This is a genomic window from Lysinibacillus sp. 54212, from assembly GCF_036662795.1.
In the GTDB taxonomy this organism is placed as follows: Bacteria; Bacillota; Bacilli; order Bacillales_A; family Planococcaceae; genus Lysinibacillus_B.
In genome coordinates, this window is the sequence record NZ_JBAFWZ010000004.1 from 16,612 (window position 1) to 33,121 (window position 16,510).

Annotated in this window: 23 protein-coding genes and 1 riboswitch; of the genes, 8 read left to right on the plus strand and 15 right to left on the minus strand. The window is 36.3% G+C overall.

All coding sequences use genetic code 11. From position 1 onward, the window contains the following. Nucleotides 1–18 precede the first annotated feature (18 nt). The 8 genes from gcvT to comGA form a co-directional block, all read right to left on the minus strand. Nucleotides 19–1,116, minus strand: a complete 1,098-nt coding sequence (gene gcvT, locus V4T18_RS03780) for a glycine cleavage system aminomethyltransferase GcvT (RefSeq protein WP_332647009.1) — start codon at nucleotides 1,114–1,116, stop codon at nucleotides 19–21. Between the two features lie 185 nt (nucleotides 1,117–1,301). Next, nucleotides 1,302–1,396, minus strand: a riboswitch (glycine riboswitch). Nucleotides 1,397–1,528: 132 nt separating this feature from the next. Continuing rightward, on the minus strand, nucleotides 1,529–2,041 hold the full coding sequence (locus tag V4T18_RS03785) for a shikimate kinase (RefSeq protein ID WP_332646723.1): 513 nt from the start codon (nucleotides 2,039–2,041) through the stop codon (nucleotides 1,529–1,531). Between the two features lie 198 nt (nucleotides 2,042–2,239). Further along, nucleotides 2,240–2,692, minus strand: a complete 453-nt coding sequence (gene comGF, locus V4T18_RS03790) for a competence type IV pilus minor pilin ComGF (RefSeq protein WP_332646725.1) — start codon at nucleotides 2,690–2,692, stop codon at nucleotides 2,240–2,242. Further along, nucleotides 2,665–2,976 carry a type II secretion system protein gene (locus V4T18_RS03795; protein ID WP_332646727.1) on the minus strand — a complete coding sequence of 104 codons (312 nt, stop codon included), beginning with the start codon at nucleotides 2,974–2,976 and terminating at the stop codon, nucleotides 2,665–2,667. The genes comGF and V4T18_RS03795 overlap by 28 nt, the downstream gene beginning before the upstream one ends. Then, on the minus strand, nucleotides 2,973–3,404 hold the full coding sequence (comGD, locus tag V4T18_RS03800) for a competence type IV pilus minor pilin ComGD (protein WP_332646729.1): 432 nt from the start codon (nucleotides 3,402–3,404) through the stop codon (nucleotides 2,973–2,975). Before comGD ends, V4T18_RS03795 begins: the two co-directional genes overlap by 4 nt. After that, nucleotides 3,401–3,736, minus strand: a complete 336-nt coding sequence (gene comGC / locus V4T18_RS03805) for a competence type IV pilus major pilin ComGC (RefSeq protein ID WP_332646731.1) — start codon at nucleotides 3,734–3,736, stop codon at nucleotides 3,401–3,403. Before comGC ends, comGD begins: the two co-directional genes overlap by 4 nt. 13 nt (nucleotides 3,737–3,749) lie before the next feature. Then, nucleotides 3,750–4,781, minus strand: a complete 1,032-nt coding sequence (comGB, locus tag V4T18_RS03810; RefSeq protein ID WP_332646732.1) for a competence type IV pilus assembly protein ComGB — start codon at nucleotides 4,779–4,781, stop codon at nucleotides 3,750–3,752. Between the two features lie 7 nt (nucleotides 4,782–4,788). Then, entirely contained in the window at nucleotides 4,789–5,799 is a 1,011-nt protein-coding gene (gene comGA / locus V4T18_RS03815; protein WP_332646734.1) for a competence type IV pilus ATPase ComGA, read from the minus strand. A 229-nt stretch (nucleotides 5,800–6,028) separates the two neighbouring features. Here comGA and V4T18_RS03820 point away from each other — a divergent pair, with 229 nt between their 5' ends. Continuing rightward, entirely contained in the window at nucleotides 6,029–6,736 is a 708-nt protein-coding gene (locus V4T18_RS03820) for a helix-turn-helix transcriptional regulator (RefSeq protein WP_332646736.1), read from the plus strand. A 113-nt stretch (nucleotides 6,737–6,849) separates the two neighbouring features. Continuing rightward, nucleotides 6,850–7,092: a DUF2626 family protein gene (locus V4T18_RS03825; protein ID WP_332646738.1), complete on the plus strand. Its 243-nt coding sequence runs from the start codon at nucleotides 6,850–6,852 to the stop codon at nucleotides 7,090–7,092. A 45-nt stretch (nucleotides 7,093–7,137) separates the two neighbouring features. Here V4T18_RS03825 and V4T18_RS03830 read toward each other — a convergent pair whose 3' ends face one another. Next, nucleotides 7,138–7,782 carry an MBL fold metallo-hydrolase gene (locus tag V4T18_RS03830; RefSeq protein WP_332646740.1) on the minus strand — a complete coding sequence of 215 codons (645 nt, stop codon included), beginning with the start codon at nucleotides 7,780–7,782 and terminating at the stop codon, nucleotides 7,138–7,140. Nucleotides 7,783–7,932: 150 nt separating this feature from the next. On the opposite strand from V4T18_RS03830, the gene V4T18_RS03835 reads away from it, so the two are divergent. Next, nucleotides 7,933–8,112, plus strand: a complete 180-nt coding sequence (locus V4T18_RS03835; protein ID WP_332647010.1) for a DUF2759 domain-containing protein — start codon at nucleotides 7,933–7,935, stop codon at nucleotides 8,110–8,112. A gap of 221 nt (nucleotides 8,113–8,333) precedes the next feature. Here the strand turns inward: V4T18_RS03835 and V4T18_RS03840 are convergent, their stop codons facing one another. The 4 genes from V4T18_RS03840 to rpmG form a co-directional block, all read right to left on the minus strand. Further along, complete coding sequence (locus V4T18_RS03840) at nucleotides 8,334–10,226, minus strand: LTA synthase family protein (protein ID WP_332646741.1); 1,893 nt, start codon at nucleotides 10,224–10,226, stop codon at nucleotides 8,334–8,336. A 343-nt stretch (nucleotides 10,227–10,569) separates the two neighbouring features. Continuing rightward, nucleotides 10,570–10,764 carry a YqgQ family protein gene (locus V4T18_RS03845; RefSeq protein ID WP_332646743.1) on the minus strand — a complete coding sequence of 65 codons (195 nt, stop codon included), beginning with the start codon at nucleotides 10,762–10,764 and terminating at the stop codon, nucleotides 10,570–10,572. Between the two features lies 1 nt (nucleotide 10,765). Further along, nucleotides 10,766–11,347, minus strand: a complete 582-nt coding sequence (locus tag V4T18_RS03850) for a 5-formyltetrahydrofolate cyclo-ligase (protein WP_332646745.1) — start codon at nucleotides 11,345–11,347, stop codon at nucleotides 10,766–10,768. Nucleotides 11,348–11,414: 67 nt separating this feature from the next. Continuing rightward, nucleotides 11,415–11,564: a 50S ribosomal protein L33 gene (rpmG, locus tag V4T18_RS03855; RefSeq protein ID WP_008408521.1), complete on the minus strand. Its 150-nt coding sequence runs from the start codon at nucleotides 11,562–11,564 to the stop codon at nucleotides 11,415–11,417. Between the two features lie 224 nt (nucleotides 11,565–11,788). On the opposite strand from rpmG, the gene V4T18_RS03860 reads away from it, so the two are divergent. The 3 genes from V4T18_RS03860 to V4T18_RS03870 all read left to right on the plus strand — a co-directional run bounded on the left by V4T18_RS03860 (nucleotide 11,789) and on the right by V4T18_RS03870 (nucleotide 14,055). Next, nucleotides 11,789–12,259 carry a hypothetical protein gene (locus V4T18_RS03860; protein WP_332646746.1) on the plus strand — a complete coding sequence of 157 codons (471 nt, stop codon included), beginning with the start codon at nucleotides 11,789–11,791 and terminating at the stop codon, nucleotides 12,257–12,259. Continuing rightward, a complete protein-coding gene (locus V4T18_RS03865) occupies nucleotides 12,260–12,757 on the plus strand; it encodes a hypothetical protein (RefSeq protein WP_332646747.1) in 498 nt (165 codons plus the stop codon). Between the two features lie 95 nt (nucleotides 12,758–12,852). Further along, nucleotides 12,853–14,055, plus strand: a complete 1,203-nt coding sequence (locus V4T18_RS03870) for an MFS transporter (protein WP_332646749.1) — start codon at nucleotides 12,853–12,855, stop codon at nucleotides 14,053–14,055. Nucleotides 14,056–14,074: 19 nt separating this feature from the next. Here the strand turns inward: V4T18_RS03870 and V4T18_RS03875 are convergent, their stop codons facing one another. Further along, entirely contained in the window at nucleotides 14,075–14,923 is an 849-nt protein-coding gene (locus V4T18_RS03875) for a DegV family protein (protein WP_332646751.1), read from the minus strand. A 233-nt stretch (nucleotides 14,924–15,156) separates the two neighbouring features. Here V4T18_RS03875 and V4T18_RS03880 point away from each other — a divergent pair, with 233 nt between their 5' ends. Further along, the gene (locus V4T18_RS03880) at nucleotides 15,157–15,600 is read left to right on the plus strand and encodes a MarR family winged helix-turn-helix transcriptional regulator (protein ID WP_332646753.1); all 444 of its coding nucleotides are present in this window, start codon (nucleotides 15,157–15,159) and stop codon (nucleotides 15,598–15,600) included. After that, entirely contained in the window at nucleotides 15,597–16,067 is a 471-nt protein-coding gene (locus tag V4T18_RS03885; protein WP_332646755.1) for a glutathione peroxidase, read from the plus strand. The genes V4T18_RS03880 and V4T18_RS03885 overlap by 4 nt, the downstream gene beginning before the upstream one ends. Nucleotides 16,068–16,110: 43 nt before the next feature. Here the strand turns inward: V4T18_RS03885 and V4T18_RS03890 are convergent, their stop codons facing one another. Next, on the minus strand, nucleotides 16,111–16,497 hold the full coding sequence (locus V4T18_RS03890; RefSeq protein ID WP_332646757.1) for a carboxymuconolactone decarboxylase family protein: 387 nt from the start codon (nucleotides 16,495–16,497) through the stop codon (nucleotides 16,111–16,113). Nucleotides 16,498–16,510 lie beyond the last annotated feature (13 nt).

Here is a 16,510-nt window from a genome sequence, read left to right on the forward strand (position 1 = left end):
GTATGACCCTCTTTTCTATTATTTAGCTCGTTTATAAAACGGCGTTTCTACAATTACAGCAGGAATACGTTTATTACGAATTTCGATTTCTACTTCATTTCCTAATTCCGCAAATTTTGCGTCAATTAAAGCTAAGCCTATATTTCGCTTTGTCATAGGTGATTGTGTACCTGTTGTTACTTCACCTATTTCCTCTCCGTTTTTGAATACTTTATAGCCGTGTCGAGGAATCCCTTTTCCTGACATTTCAATCCCTGCAATTTTACGAGTTAAGCCGTTTTCTTTTTGCTGGGCTAATGCATCACGACCGATAAAGTCTGTATTTAATTTCACTGCAAAGCCAATACCTGCTTCAAGAGGTGAAATATCCTTAGATAGCTCTTGCCCATAAAGTGGTAAACAAACTTCAAAGCGTAACGTATCACGTGCACCTAATCCTGCTGGAACAACACCTTTGTCCTTACCCGCCTCTAAAATTTTATTCCAAAGGTCGGTAATTGCTGCGGGAGTGCCGTAAATTTCAAAGCCATCCTCTCCCGTGTAACCACTGCGTGAAACTAACACTGAGTGACCAGCAACAGTTACATTCTCTTGGAATTTAAAGTACTTAATAGTTTGTAAATCTGTGTCAGTTAATGTTTGTAAGACTTCCTCAGAAAGAGGACCTTGCAGAGCGATTTGAGCATATTCATCTGACTTGTTTGTGATCGTTACATCACCTTCAGCCTTCGCAAGCATCCAGTCATAATCCTTTTCGATATTAGCAGCGTTTACACATAATAAGTATCTATTGTCATCTAATCGGTATGTTAATAGATCATCTACCACTCCGCCATTTTCGTAGCACATTGCACTATATTGTGCACCGCCAATCGCAATTTTAGAAATATCATTTGATAAGAGCTTTTGTAAGTAATTTAGTGCATTTGGTCCTTCAACAAAAATTTCTCCCATATGCGAAACGTCGAAAAGCCCCGCACGATTGCGAACTGCATCATGCTCATCTTTAATAGAAGAAAATTGAACTGGTAACTCCCAACCACCAAAATCAATTGTTTTACCACCATATTTTGCATATTCATCGAACAATGGTGTACGTTTTAAATTGCTCATAATCGTCCTCCTCATCAATTTAATTGTTGCAAATTTCCATCAAAGGCATAAAAAAAGACAGACGAATCCCTTTGATTGGAATTCCCTGTCCTTGCACCTGAAAGTTACACCTATCATTGACTCATGTCACACGTATAGGCTTTCCCCTTTGGTGGCTGTCTATACTAGTACAGCACTCTCCAGAGATGCGTCCTGTACGAGTCTTTTTGCCTGAGAGATTCATAACTTCCTGTTATTTGCTCCTTCGGCGACGCAACTTTACGTTCTCTCCCCGTACAATCATCCGCGATTGTTATTCAAAATTCAATGTTCTAATTCATCGTTCTTAGCCATATCCTAACATTGAATGAGATAGAAACGCAATCATTTTTTAATACCCGCAAATTCACGAACATTGTTTCCATTTCTCGTTTTTTTATTCGCCTTTCAAACGATTCACTTGGAACGCAATATATTCCACTATTTGACGGATGGATCGTCCTTCTGTAAGCACTTGAATATGACCTGCTTCTCTATAATATTTCTTTCTGTATTGGTACAGTTCATTAAGCTCTTCCTTTGTCGAACGTTGTACAATCGGTCTGTTTAAATCATTTTTGATACGAGTATAAATATCTTCGAATGATGCATCCAAGAAGAAGACGAGACCCGTTCGACGCATAATTTTACGATTTTCTTCATTCATCGCAACGCCACCGCCAGTAGCAATAATACAAATCTCATTTCGAAATGTTGTTAGAAATTCCGTTTCTATTTCTCGAAACCGCGCCTCGCCATATTTATCAAATATTTCTGGAATCGACATCCCTTGCTGTCTCACGATTTCTCGGTCCATATCATAATAAGGCATTTTTAAAAAGTAGCTCAACCTTCGACCAATCGCACTTTTTCCACAGCCCATAAATCCTACTAAATAAATTTTTCGCATGCCAATCACCTTCTTCATCACTTCAAACGTTATTGTTCATTTTCAATTTCTACAAGTACGTTTATCGTAGCACGAACGTTAAAAGATTCCAATGAATTATAAGTTTTTATTTGCATTTGATAACCTATAACATAGGAAACACACGCGCCAGTGATAAAAAAGAGCAAAAGGATCGTTAGCGGAAATAGCGCTCCCCTCTCATTCAATCGCTGCTTCAACAATAAATATCCGCTCCTTTATAGCTCCATTTTCAAGGGTAGCATTCAAGGTTAATTCAGACTGATTCAGAGAAAAGGTTGCTCTTTTTACATCTGTTAATATCGTCTCATTTCCACCCTTTTCATTTCGCCATAAAATGTTATTGTTAAACCGAAGAACCACTATTCGATCGTCTTTTACAATTGTTATATTCTTGCCTTCATTTGAAACAGTTACCTCTCCTCCCATCGACAAATACGTGTTTATATCATAAACACATCCTTCCCAGTCCATCTCAATTCTTGCATCCTCAATTTTTGTTAATTGATAATAAGCTTGTGTGATAAGAAAGATAAGATGCGAGAAAATCACGAATAACATTAGGTGTAAAATCGCTTCGAGTAGTGTAAAGCCAGATTCATTCCCTACACGTTTCCACTTGAATCGATACATTTTTCTTTCGGTCCTTTTAAATTTGAATACCTTACACAAATTTTACTCCCATCATAGTTCCAGATGTATAGTTTATCTTCAATTGTGAATGAACCACTCCCTATTTGTGAAAGCTTAATTTTTTGTGCAGCATTGTAGGCAGCCTCACTTGCATGTAGTTCTAGTTTCTTATTGTATAAATGGTGTTGGAGCTTAGATGCCATTGGAAGTAGTGTGACAGTTAATATAAACAAAATCACTAAAGAGAGCATCGTTTCAACTAATGTTATTCCTTGACTATTCATTGTAACCTAAGCCTCCCCTTGGAAAAATTCACAGTGAACTTCCATGTTTTTTCAGGTGTAAACAGCTCTATACTTCCTGGATGCACAATATGTCCATTTAAATTAAATGAAATCTTTCTATCTTTTGTGTAAATTTGAGCTGTCATTCCTTTTGGAAAATCCCACTCGATTATTCTTTTTTCAAATTGGTAGTACATGATTAATGTCTTATTATCAACTATCATCAAGTTGATTTGCTGTTTATTTTCAGTAGCGTAAGTTTGGGCATAATGCATAGTAATTCGAAACTGCTCGACTGCCCTGTTATATTCATCTCGTTGAAAATGTTTATAGGAAATGCTCCACACCATACCTGTAATTATCATAACAATTGTTAGCACAAGGAGCATTTCTACAAAAGTAAAGCCGCGTGTATTTAATTTTCTCAAGGCAGTGAATCTTTCGGTGGTTTTGGTCCATCAACAAGCTTAACATGACCATTTGGTTCTATTGTTACACGTTCTCCACTCGGACATGTCGCCTCATCACCTGAAATATAGTCATCTGCAATCAAATCCTCAATTGTTGGATATTCCATTTTATCTACTCGGTATGCTTCCACCTGACCTTGAACCATCGAAACATATGCACTACACCCTTTATCATCAATCGATGCGAAATGCTTTGTGACATTTGGTATTGTGATCAGGATGAGTACAGATATAATCAAAAGCACTATTAACATTTCAACTAGAGTAAACCCTTTTTGCCCACGAATCATAAAAGCTCCCCCTTTAAATCATGTCTAATAGGTTATACATTGGTAACAAAATGCTTAAATATGCAGCAATGACACATATTGCGATTACAATAAATAATACTGGCTGGAGAATTTTAGTGGCACTATTAATAAAATTCCGCAGTTTTTCGTCTAATAGTTCTGAATAAAGAATCAACTCTCTTTCCAGTAGACCACTATGTTCCCCATGTGCGATGAATTGTTCAAATTTCGGAAAAAAATAGCTTGTTATTTTGACTGCATCAGCGAGACTTTCTCCATAAATAATTCGTGCCTGTACTTCTGTAGCAATATAAGCAAGTTGCTTTTGATGCTGCTGCTTCATTAGTTGCTCTAATGCTAACTGTAATGAAAACCCTGTCATTAGTAGATTGCCCAATGCACGAGAAAATTGTCTTGTCAGTAACAGCCGCCAAAAATAGTTTAAAACTGGTATTTTTAGTAATAATGAAAGCTGAAATTCAACCCGCTTTCGACTAAGGTAAACTAAAAATCCGACAACTACACATAATATAAGCAAGCTACCAATTATAATATAATCTGGTACATGTAAGAAAAACCTTGACCATTGAATACTAGAAACTTCCTCGCTAGTAGTTCTTGAAAATACCATTTTTTCGATATTAGGTAAAAAATATAAGCGAAAAGCAATAAATAAACCAACCAAAAATACAAATAGAAATGTCGGATATATAAGTAGTTTTGCAAAACGTTCCTTCATTTTACGATTGAATTGCATTTGCTGTGCTAATACCGCTAATGTATCACTAATGGTCCCTGTTTTTTCTGCTAATTCAATTCCTACTAGATATTGCTTTTCAACACCAAGAAGCTGAAATATTTGTGTCGGTCCCACCCCATCTAGAAAGGCCTGCTGAAAACTCTGCTGCCATTTACCGTACTGTTTTACATGATAGGGAAGTAGCATTTCAATACATTCTGCAAATGTATATCCCTCACTTAATAGCGTTCCAACCCTTGCCATTAACTGAGGTAGCCCAACAACCTTTATTTTTTTGTTTTTCAAAGAACAATTACGTAGGAGACGTCTCATAAATGCTCTCCTCTAAGTTGGCCAATTGTCCACAAAGCGTTCCACTATAAGGTAACCTATATGGCTCACCTTTTAGAGTTGCAGCAAAGGCTTCACATAGGTTTGCATCACTTAATATTTCAAATAACGCCCTTCGTTCATCCTGTTGATCTACATATACTAATGTTTGTGCTACAATGCCGACAAGTGCCTGTCTTAGCTCTTCTAATGAAATGCCTAAATCCATCAACCGATACAAACAATTAACTGTATCTTTTGCATGAATTGTGGACAGAACTAAATGACCTGTTAACGCAGCTTCTAGGGCGATCTTAGCAGTTTCTTTATCTCGTATTTCACCTATCATAATGACATCTGGTGAATGTCGTAAAATTGCTTTTAAACCCGCAGCATACGTTACACCTGCACGTTCGTTTACTTGGATTTGCAGCAAATCATCCTGACTACTTTCGACAGGATCCTCCAAAGAAATAACATGACGAGCTAAACTTGTTCGACAATATTGAATTAATGAATAGAGTGATGTCGTCTTACCAGAACCAGTAGCGCCAGTGAATAATAGCAACCCCTGTCTCTGGTGAACCAATTGAGAGAGTTCATCAGCATAATTGGAATGGAAGCATAGGGAAGTAAGCGGATGTGCATAATTTTGCCGTAACACGCGAATGACTAAACTTTCTTTAGCAAAAATAGAAGGTAAGGTTGATATACGGAAAGCAAACTGTTCGTTCGCAAGTTCTTGTTGAAAAGCACCACTTTGAGGTTTTCGCTTTTCACTAATATCAAGAGCGGATAAAAACTTAAAATAAGAAATCATTCTTCCACCGATTTCTTCTGGGATTGACCCTGCATGAATAAGCTTTCCAAATTTACGAAGTAAAATCGTATAATGCTCCTTCGTAGGCACTAAATGTAAATCGGAAGCACCAAAATGGCAAGCTTTTAGTAATAATTTTTCACATTGTGTGGCTATAATTGTTTCTAGCTCCATCTCACTACACCTCTTTTCGTGTATTCAATGGGCATATCGCTATCTTAGCGCTTATTATAATCTGAATAGTAGAAAAAGTGAATACAATAGTCTAAACTTTTTATTTAGACAGTTTCAAAATAAAAAACTCTTATACTTTTTTTACAAAATATTATATTTTCAACTATTGATACAATATAATGTACATGAACGGTATATCAATCATTAAATGAAAAGGAGGAATGGTTCGTTGTTACATCCATTAAAAATCACAAGTACGTTAGCAGATGAAACTAGATTTCAAATATATGAATTCATGCTTCAACATCAAAAAGAATATAATGTACAAGAAATAGCTGAACACTTTAATATTCACCCTAATGTAGCTAGACTGCATTTAACCAAATTAGCTGATATAAATGTTATTACTGCGGATTATATAAAAACAGGAAAGGGTGGAAGACCTGGTAGAGTATATAAGGTAACAGAGGAAGGTGTATCACTAACATTTCCGAAACGAGAGGATCCTTTATTATTCCAGTGGATACTACAGTTGGTAAAAGATTTAGGAGAGCCTGCGATAGAAAAAGGAAAAGAGATTACATACCAAGACGGGTTTAATACGATGAAGGAGTTGCTCTCTTCAACTAGCTCCACACATAGACCGCTATCATTTAATCAGAAAATAGAGCTACTAACTCAAAGTGCCGCTTTAATTGGGTATGTTCCAAAAATAATAGAACAGGGAGACATGCAAAAAATATACTTTTCCATATACAATTGCCCTTTTCACAATCACCTCCAATTATATGACAATGTTATATGTGCATTTCACGAGTCATATTTACGAGGCCAAATGGATTCATTATTTTCTAATACTGATTTTATTCAGCTTGAAAGCATCGTTCACAATTGCGCTAATTGTAAATATGAAATCTCTATAAACTCGAATAAATAATATACACTTCTTTGTCACAAACTAAGTTAAAGTTGGAGTTTACATTAGGGATTCAAATCATTTATAATGTATGGGAGACAATTGTATTCACTCGAAAAAGGAGGGGAATTTTCATGAGTAATATGTATAAAGTTATGGCTTTCTGGACAGGTATCTTTGCCGTTATGTTCTACCTTGGTGGTATGAACGAGGTTTCGCTATTATTCGTAGGTAATACAGGGTTATTCTTATTATTAGGCTTATTAAACCTTTCAGAACGTATGTACATGTACATTTTCGGTGCGTATTTAACAATCTTCTTCGCCGGATTTACGTACTTCACAACATTCATGCACACGCCAGGTGGCGGACATTAATAATTAAACCGACTGAGTCCATCAGTCGGTTTTTACTTTTCTTATTTAAAATCCATTTAAAAACGGATTCATTTCCATTTCAGCGGCTGGTGTCGTATAGCCCCCATGTCCCGGATAAATGATTGTATCTTCTGGTAAAGACAACAATTTATCATGAATTGATTTTAACAACACAGACATAGAGCCTCCAATTAAATCTGTACGACCAACACTACGTTCAAATAATGTATCACCTACTATTGCAAAACCATCTTCTTCAAAAATATAGGATACACTTCCCGGTGAATGCCCCGGTGTAAACACAGCTTTAAATGTGATATTCCCAACTTCAAATATTTGTTCCTCGCGAATAATATGCTCCACTTCCGGTGTTTTTACAACATAGTTTGGCAGCTCCGCATATTTACCAGAACCATTCTTCATCGGATCACCTAGCCAATCAACTTCCTTTTCATGTACATAGACTGGCACTTGAAACGCTTCCCGAAGAATCTCCACGGCACCAATATGATCAAAGTGTGTATGTGTTAAAAAAATTGCTAGTGGTTTTAAACCTATTGCACGAATTTCTTTTACAAGTCTAACCCCTTCTTCACCTGGATCAAAAATAACACACTCTTTATTTTTATTGCTAACGATATAACAGTTAGTTTGGATAGGTCCTAAACTATATGTACGAATATTCAACATTATTTTCACCTCATATTTATTATACATACTTTCGCTCATGATGTTCATATAAACGTCATTTTTTCCGCTCGACAAACAACTTAATAAGCTTTACAATAAAGAAGGAATATTGTTTGCGACATTCACTTTTTATGTCGAAAGGAGTGCCTTATAATGATTTTAATGATTATTTTCGGACTTGTTGCTATTATATCTGTAGTTGGCACATTCCAAGCAATAAAGGAAAAAAATCTTTTAGGTGTAGTATTTAACGTTGCATCTGCAGCTATCTTTGGCTGGTTTGTTGTAATGACAGTTCTACATGCTGGATATCCACCAAAACTACATTAATAGCTAAAAAAGCAGCTTAACTTTTTGTTAGGCTGTTTTTTTATGTCAATAATTTCAATAAATAAGGGGGTGCCCAGAAAGAAATAGCTTTCTTGGCACCCCCTCCAACCCTTAAAAATAGAATGTTTGCTCCTGAGGTAATCGCATCAACATGCAACCATCCTTAGGAGCAAACATTCCACCGTCTCAAAATGTCTTTTCAAATGACACCTGACTGTTATCTATTTATTTTCTTCAATTAAGTTACCCGTTTTTCCATCATAGAAACGAAGTAAATCTCCGTTAATAATCGAATCTGAGTATTCAAGCTCTATTGTTGATCGATCGATAAATGGTTGACAAGCTGCAATATCAGTAGCCTCACCCGTACCACGGTCATAACATACTTCATTTGCATAAACTAGCTCGTCCGTTACAAAACGACCATCTCGGAAAATAACAAACCCTTCGTGATCCTCAGAGAATAAATCGGAACCTAACTGCATGTCTTTAGATGTATCAATTCCCAATAAGTGAAGAATTGTTGGGCGGATATCGATTTGTCCAGCTGGTTCATCAATTACCTGACCATCATTCGATCCAGGGATATGAATATATAGTGGTACAGATTGTAACTCCGCACTATCAAATGCTGTAATTCCTTCTTTTTCTAAATACATTGACATTGCCTTATTATGATTTTCTGAAATACCATAATGGTCACCATACATTACAATGATGGAATTATCATATAGGCCTTGTTGTTTTAAGTCTTCAAAGAACAGTTTAACTGCTTCATCCATATATCGTACCGTTTGGAAGTAGCGATTTAACGTACCTGAATTTGATGTAAATTCATTAATATATTTATCTTCTTCATCTAAATAGAATGGGTAGTGATTTGTTAATGTAATCATACGTGTATAGAAAGGCTGCGGCATTTCTGCCATATGCTGCACTGACTGATTAAAGAACGGAATGTCCTTCATTCCCCAGTTAACTGCCTCACCTTCACCAATTGTATAAGCGTCTATATCATAAAACTTGTTAATTCCAAAAGATTGATAAATTCGGTCACGGTTCCAGAACGATTTATTGTTCGGATGCATAACACTTGTAAAATAACCATTCTCGCCTAAACGCTCTGACATCGAATTATACGTATTTTCACCGTGTGTAAAGAATACAGCACCACGACCTAAACCAAATAAAGAGTTCTCAACTATAAACTCAGAGTCAGATGTTTTACCTAACCCAGTTTGATGATAGAAATCACTAAAGTAATACGTATCTTTATCCTTTGTTAATGAGTTTAAAAACGGTGTTACAACCTCTCCGTTCATCTCATTATTAATAACAAAGCTTTGTAGTGACTCTAAAGAAACTAAAATTACGTTTCGTCCCTCGTACTTACCAAACATTTCTGCTTTTGGTGTAGCCTGGTTTGCACGAACATAGTTATTTACTTCAATCAGCTCACTACCGTCCGCTAATGCGCGCTGTGCAGAAGATTTTGATTGAATATAAATATCATATAAGTGGTAATTATACGTACCAATATTTTTCACAAGAAGCTCACGGTCAAAGCTACGTGTTAATAATTGTGGACGCTCCGTTTCAGCAAGACCTAAATTTAAGAATAGAATTGCCACTGACAACACAAAATAAGCACGACGAACTTCTTTACGGATAGAATACTGTTCCGTTACTTTTGGCATAAACTTTAAAATAACAAGCAGTAAAATAACATCCACAAAATAGAAAATGTCAAACCAGTTAACAATCGCTGCCGCTGACGTTCCTAAATCTCCAAAGTTACTTGTTTGGAACAGTACAGGCAGCGTTATAAAATCATTGTAGAAACGATAAAATGCTACATTACCATAAAGAACAATAGAAAGTAACAAACTTGTTCCTATTATATATCGATTTCGTGCTTTTGCAGACTTCATGAATAATGAAATTCCGTAAATAAACAGTACAAAGCTTAATGGGTTAATGACTAAAATAAACAATTGCATGCCATTTTCAATTCCCATATCAAAACTAGTTAAATAAACAACTACTGTTTTAATCCAAGTCGCAACTATTGCAAAAGCTAATATCGAATGTTTAGACCAATTAATTGACTTCATCCAAAACATCCTCTCCTAGTTAAAAATTACTTTTCATTATTAAGCTACAATTTCAATGAAACAAAGATTATGTTAATCCTTTTCACAAAAATTATCAACATAAATTATAGCGTTAATAATTGGCAGAATATTGATGCCTTTTCTATATATTTTTTCGGTACATATAATATTACGTTTTTATAACAAAAAGGTTTCATAAATAACAAAACAGCGGATAAACCCACTGTTTACAAAAGGAAACGTTGACAAGCTAAAATCCCCCTTGTGAAACAAACAGAAATCCTTAAACTTATAACACACAACATGAAACTGTCATATATTGTAATACATTTCCGCCCTACTTTCAACCATTTAACCGAGTCGCCTCTTGTCGAAGGAGTAGCATCGCCATCTGATAGTCCTTAATATCCAACACATTCGCTTTGTATAACTCTTTAATCTCGTCTTCCATTAACTGTAGATCACCTAAGCGATCAGTCGTATAAATATAAGTCCCATATTGCTTTAGTAAATTATATATGTCTAGCATTGAATCCATTTTAGTACTCCCTTCTTACATTAATACAATTATATATATCCTTATCTGAAATGATGAGGTGTACTGGAACATCATATGATTCATTTGGAACCCATGCCACAACTTGCTCATCAAACGCTAATGAAATCAGTTTTCCTGTAAAAGTCGGCAGATATCGGTCGTAATAACCGCCACCAAAGCCGATTCTTAATCCCCTTTTATCAAAAACGATTCCAGGTACAATGATAACATCCATTTGCTCCTGTTGAATCTTATCCGTTCTCTCTTCAATTGGTTCTTGTAAATTATAATAAACCGATTCAAGTTGATGAAAGCCTTGAATCGCATAAAAGGTCATTTCCTTTGTTTTTGGGTTACACTTCGGTACAGCTACTCTCTTATTTAACTTCCACAGTGATTCAATCAATTTTCGAGTATCAACCTCTGGAAAATTTGAAATCGTTAGTGCGATAGTTTCCGCATTTATAATAGAAGGCTCCTGGAGTAACTTCTGATGAATTATTTGAGATCGCTCTATATACTCTTCCTTTGAAAGTTCGTTTAATTGCTTTTTCATTTTCAATCTTTCGGTTTTTTTGTCCATCGTACATATCCCCTTGCAATTAAAAGTAAAAAGCCAAAACCACACGTGGTTCTGGCTAATTGAGCGATTACTTCGTTTCACGGTGAAGAGTGTATTTCTTCTCGCGAGAGCAATATTTTTTAAGTTCAAGACGCTCTGGATTGTTACGCTTGTTCTTTTTTGAAATGTAGTTACGTTCGCCGCAATCTGTGCAAGCTAAAGTAATGTTTACGCGCATTATTAACCCTCCCACTCTAATTCAAGAATTATTATAAATTGAGCATGATTTATACGACTTTCCTATTATAACACAAACTTAAAAAAAATCTAGCGTCATTTCTTATTAAGTTTCCTTATGTTAAAATAAATTAATAAAAACAGTCATTGGTCTCTGCATTCCACTGATGAGCTATTGTTTTTTAGGAATAAAAGAGAAATAGATTTTATTAGGAGGCTATACATATGGATTTATCTTTAATCGTAATGATCGTTGGCATTGTATTAATCGCCATTTCTTTTTTCATCAAAGATTCATCAAAAAAGGTAGAGAAAGATTTAGAGGAGCTCTCCATTAGTATTTATCAAGAAACAAACGGTCTAAAGCGACGCCTAAAGATTTTAGAGGAAGAGCTATTTGTCGAGCCTAGCTTTCAAGTAAAATCCCCAGGAGGAAGTGTAAAGAAAAATGCAATGGATTCGTTTCAGCAGGTGGCAGCTCAAGTAAAGGCGGCTCAGGAATCTCTCAATCAAGGGAATGTATCTCCGCCACCCATGTCACAGCCTGAACTTAGCTTAAAACCAGTTCATGGTATTTTAGTTAGTCAAGTCATTGAGTTAAATAAGCAAGGTATGTCTCTTGATGAAATATGTAAACTCTCCACCTTATCTCCAGAACAGGTACGATCTATTTTAGCATCGAACGGAGGCTTGTAAATGAAAAAGTCACTACGTGCATTCGGTATTGGAATATTTTTAGCTGGAGCATCTTTTACTGTTTATGAAAAGTTTGAAAGCCCCCTTTCAGACAAACAAAAAGCAGAATACAAAGAAGAAATTAAGGATTTAAATGAGGCGCTAAAGGAAGCGAATGACAAACTTGAAAAATTGCAGGATGTTCCTAAAAACCAACAAGATAACTCGGATGAACAACCTGAGAAAACATCAAATACCTCTAACGATGAGACTGGGCAACAAAAGCAGACTGATGACATTGTTTATGGCTCAATCTACATATATGAAGGCGTTACACTATACGACATTGGCAAGCAAGCCGAGGATGCTGGTGTAGTACAAAACGGAAGAGAGCTTGAACTGTTTTTATATAAGAAGGAATATGCTCGCTCGATCCAAAAGGGACAATTTGATCTTAGCTCAAATATGTCAATTGAGGAAATAGCAAAAATTATCACTGGAAAGAAAATAGAAGAATAAATTGGGAGACTCAGTATCGAGTTTCCTTTTTATTATACCTTATTACATGTCTACAATTAAATAATATAACACTTTACGAACGAGAGACGAAATTCATGGACTTTATACAAAAAGGATCAAAACAATTTATTCTTGCAAATTTAGCTTTATTTGCAGCGGGCTTTATTACATTCGCAAACCTATATAGTACACAGCCCTTACTGCCACAACTTTCTGAGGAATTTCATGTTTCTCCTGCAACAGCAAGCTTATCATTATCCTTAGCGACCGTTACTTTAGCTATAAGTCTTCTATTATTTGGCTCACTTTCAGAAGCTTGGGGCAGAAAAATCATTATGACCATTTCCATCTTTGCTGCCTCCCTATGTACTATTGCATTAACCTTTACACCATCTTTTGAGGCACTGTTAGCTATTCGAGCACTCCAAGGCTTTGTATTCGCAGGTGTTCCAGCTATCGCCATGGCCTATTTAGGTGAAGAAGTTGATCCTTCTAGCTTAGGTATTGCAATGGGGCTCTATATAAGTGGGAATTCCATCGGCGGTTTAGCCGGTCGCATTGTTATGGGAACAATGACCGATTTTTACAACTGGCAAATGGGAATGCTAGTATTAGGACTACTAAGCCTTATCATTAGCATTTATTTTATTTGGGCATTACCGCCATCAAGACATTTTTCTCCACGCCCATTAAAGCTCTTAGCCTTGACGAGCTCATTGCTTAACCATTTACGAGATTCGGTACTCCTTTGCTTGTTCGGAATTGGTTTTTTACTTATGGGCAGCTTCGTAACATTATATAATTATATTAGCTATAAACTGGTAGAAGCCCCGTATCATTTAAGTGCAACGATGGTCGGGTGGATATTCATCGTTTACTTAGTTGGTACATTTAGTTCAGCGTGGTTCGGAACCTTATCTGATCGATTTGGACGTCCATACGTATTAATGGCCGGTATTGTTCTTATGCTTAGCGGAGCAATTCTTACTTTACCTGTAACGCTAGAAGTTAAAATAGTCGGTATCATTATTTTCACTTTCGGTTTTTTCGGTGCACATTCAATCGCCAGTGGTGCAGTTTCAGCCCGTGCTAGCTACGATAAGGCCCAGGCATCCTCTCTCTATTTATTCGCCTACTATTTTGGCTCTAGTATAGGTGGGACGACAGGTGGATTTTTCTGGCTGCACTATGGTTGGAATGGAATCATACTATTTATTACCGTTATGTTAATTTCTGCGGGGATGCTAGCAAGTATGTATATCCTTTTAGGAAACAAAAACACATCTCGTTTATTGTGAGATGTGTTTATTTATTTCATTATTTTTTTCGTACCCAAGTTAAACCAATTGTGCCCTCACCAGCATGTACTCCAACGGCAGCGGATAAAGGAGTTAGGATGAATTCAATAGAGGGATAGTCCACTAATAGTTCCTCCTTCCATTCCTGTGCGGCCATTTCATTATTGCAATGAATAATCGCAACCTGCTCAACGCCAGATTGCTTTACTGCTTTGTCTAATGTATCAACAATTTCTTTTTTTGCACGCTTATCAGCACGTACTTTTTTGGTAACGACACATGTTCCGTCATCAATATAAGAAATAACCAGTTTTATGTTTAATAAGTTACTTAAAAACATAGCTGAACCTGATACTCGTCCACTTTTGTGAAGATTTTCTAAGCTTGCAGGGATAAAGGATAATTGCGAACGTGAGCGCATCTCTATAATCTCTTCTACAATGTTCTCTGCTGATACGCTCTGTCTTGCTAGTTCGATCCCTAATTCTAGCATTTTCTGCATTGGAAATGACCCGATTTTTGCATCAATTGCATAAGTTTTGAAGCCCGCTTGCTCTGCAGCGATTGGTGCACTTGCTACTGTTCCAGATTGCTTCCCTGACGTATGGATTGCTATAGCAAAATCATAGCCCTCTTGTTTTAATTTTTCATACAGAGCAACTTGCTCTCCAAAATTGGGCTGTGACGTTTTTGGATGTACCTTTGCTTCGCGTAATTTTTTATAAAATTCCTCTGATGTCATGTCGACTGTTTCACGAAGAGCGCCTTCCTCAAATACGACATTTAATGGGAGTACATGTATGTTATGATGTTCTATAAACTCTTTCGATAGCAACGCTGCTGTGTCTGTAACCCATGCAATTTTCATAAACGTTTTAATTTCCCCTAACTTTCTTATTCATAAGACTACACTTTATAGATTGAAAGCGTTTACGCATAGTGACAAATGTCATATAGAAATGACTTTTGTGTTAATAACGACATAAAATTGACACTTTTTTGCGCATCTATTTTGACTTCCCTTATAACTCACCTCGCAGGCTAGCAAATAATTTTACATAACAGATTACATCGTGTACGATATAATTGAGGTGAACATGTATGCCATATAAATTAGAGCACCAACTCTGCTTTGAAGTGTATAAAGCTGCCAACCAGTTCACAAAGCTTTACGCTAAAATCTTAAAAACATTTGATTTAACGTACCCCCAATACTTGGTTTTATTAGCTTTATGGGAAAAGGATGCGCAAACCTCATCTACCATTTGTGAAAAACTAAATTTAGGTATCGGTACATTAAATCCTGTATTACAAAAGCTTCTAGAAAAGGGCTGGATTCTTAAGCAGCCTTCCCCCACAGATAAACGTGCTACAATGTTATTTTTAACTAAAAAGGCGCAACAACAAAAGCAACATATCGAACAGGCAATCCTAGAAAAACTATTATGTTTTGACTATTTGGCTACAGAAGGACCCTCTTTAAAAGAAAAGTTGCAAAGGCTCAATGAATTTTTACTTCTATTGAATTCGGAGGAATCATTATGAATATTTATGATATTGAAGTTAAATTAGATAACGGTGAGGAATATAAGCTAGATCGTTACAATGGAAAAACATTATTAATTGTAAATACGGCAACAAAATGTGGGCTTGTTGGACAGTTCAATGAATTGGAGTCATTGTACCAAAAATATGCGTCACGTGATTTTGTTGTACTCGGCTTTCCTTCGAATCAGTTTAAACAGGAAGTAGCAACAGCTGATCAAGCCTCACAAGCTTGTCGCCTAACATACGGCGTAACATTCCCAATGCATGAAATCGTTACAGTGAATGGAGAAGAAGCTCACCCTTTATTCAAGCTACTAACTGAAGAAACAAAGGGGTTCCTAGGAAGTAGAGTTAAATGGAATTTCACGAAATTTTTAGTCGATAAGGAAGGCAATATTATCAAACGTTTCGCTCCAACAGATAAGCCGTCAAAATTCGAACAAGAGATCGAAAAGTATCTATAAAAAGCAAAAAGACGAGATTGCTTTCTAGCATCTCGTCTTTCAATTATTTTACGTTTAATTTTTTCTCACGGAATACTTCCTGCGCAATCGTTAGTGCATTTTGGACACGAGGGAAACCAATATACGGTGCAAGCTGTAGGAGCGCCTCGACAATTTCCTTTGGAGAAAGACCTGCATGTAAGCCCCGAATAATATGCGTTTTTGTTTGTGGTGCTGCTCCTTGCGTCACCACTGCTGTAATGACAACAAGCGCTCTCTTCTTCTTCCCAAGCCCTTCACGTGAATAAATATCCCCATACGCAAATTCAACTATCATTTTTCGTAGATCTGGTGCAATATCCGCTAAAGCATCCGAATCAACCATTTGCTTAAGCGCATCCTTTGTTACATAATCCTTCATCGTTTCTAACCCTTTTTGAAAACGATCCATTTCTATCACCCCT

Excerpts from the sequence above, each read along its gene's own strand:
- comGC (WP_332646731.1), bottom strand. The coding sequence starts at position 3,736 with ATGATTCGTGGGCAAAAAGGGTTTACTCTAGTTGAAATGTTAATAGTG.
- V4T18_RS03840 (WP_332646741.1), bottom strand. The coding sequence starts at position 10,226 with ATGAAGTCAATTAATTGGTCTAAACATTCGATATTAGCTTTTGCAATA.
- V4T18_RS03845 (WP_332646743.1), bottom strand. The coding sequence starts at position 10,764 with ATGGATTCAATGCTAGACATATATAATTTACTAAAGCAATATGGGACT.
- V4T18_RS03875 (WP_332646751.1), bottom strand. The coding sequence starts at position 14,923 with ATGAAAATTGCATGGGTTACAGACACAGCAGCGTTGCTATCGAAAGAG.
- V4T18_RS03860 (WP_332646746.1), top strand. The coding sequence starts at position 11,789 with ATGGATTTATCTTTAATCGTAATGATCGTTGGCATTGTATTAATCGCC.
- V4T18_RS03830 (WP_332646740.1), bottom strand. The coding sequence starts at position 7,782 with ATGTTGAATATTCGTACATATAGTTTAGGACCTATCCAAACTAACTGT.
- comGF (WP_332646725.1), bottom strand. The coding sequence starts at position 2,692 with ATGTATCGATTCAAGTGGAAACGTGTAGGGAATGAATCTGGCTTTACA.
- V4T18_RS03890 (WP_332646757.1), bottom strand. The coding sequence starts at position 16,497 with ATGGATCGTTTTCAAAAAGGGTTAGAAACGATGAAGGATTATGTAACA.
- V4T18_RS03785 (WP_332646723.1), bottom strand. The coding sequence starts at position 2,041 with ATGCGAAAAATTTATTTAGTAGGATTTATGGGCTGTGGAAAAAGTGCG.
- V4T18_RS03795 (WP_332646727.1), bottom strand. The coding sequence starts at position 2,976 with ATGAATAGTCAAGGAATAACATTAGTTGAAACGATGCTCTCTTTAGTG.
- rpmG (WP_008408521.1), bottom strand. The coding sequence starts at position 11,564 with ATGCGCGTAAACATTACTTTAGCTTGCACAGATTGCGGCGAACGTAAC.
- V4T18_RS03880 (WP_332646753.1), top strand. The coding sequence starts at position 15,157 with ATGCCATATAAATTAGAGCACCAACTCTGCTTTGAAGTGTATAAAGCT.
- V4T18_RS03850 (WP_332646745.1), bottom strand. The coding sequence starts at position 11,347 with ATGGACAAAAAAACCGAAAGATTGAAAATGAAAAAGCAATTAAACGAA.
- V4T18_RS03870 (WP_332646749.1), top strand. The coding sequence starts at position 12,853 with ATGGACTTTATACAAAAAGGATCAAAACAATTTATTCTTGCAAATTTA.
- V4T18_RS03885 (WP_332646755.1), top strand. The coding sequence starts at position 15,597 with ATGAATATTTATGATATTGAAGTTAAATTAGATAACGGTGAGGAATAT.
- comGA (WP_332646734.1), bottom strand. The coding sequence starts at position 5,799 with ATGGAGCTAGAAACAATTATAGCCACACAATGTGAAAAATTATTACTA.
- V4T18_RS03825 (WP_332646738.1), top strand. The coding sequence starts at position 6,850 with ATGAGTAATATGTATAAAGTTATGGCTTTCTGGACAGGTATCTTTGCC.
- V4T18_RS03865 (WP_332646747.1), top strand. The coding sequence starts at position 12,260 with ATGAAAAAGTCACTACGTGCATTCGGTATTGGAATATTTTTAGCTGGA.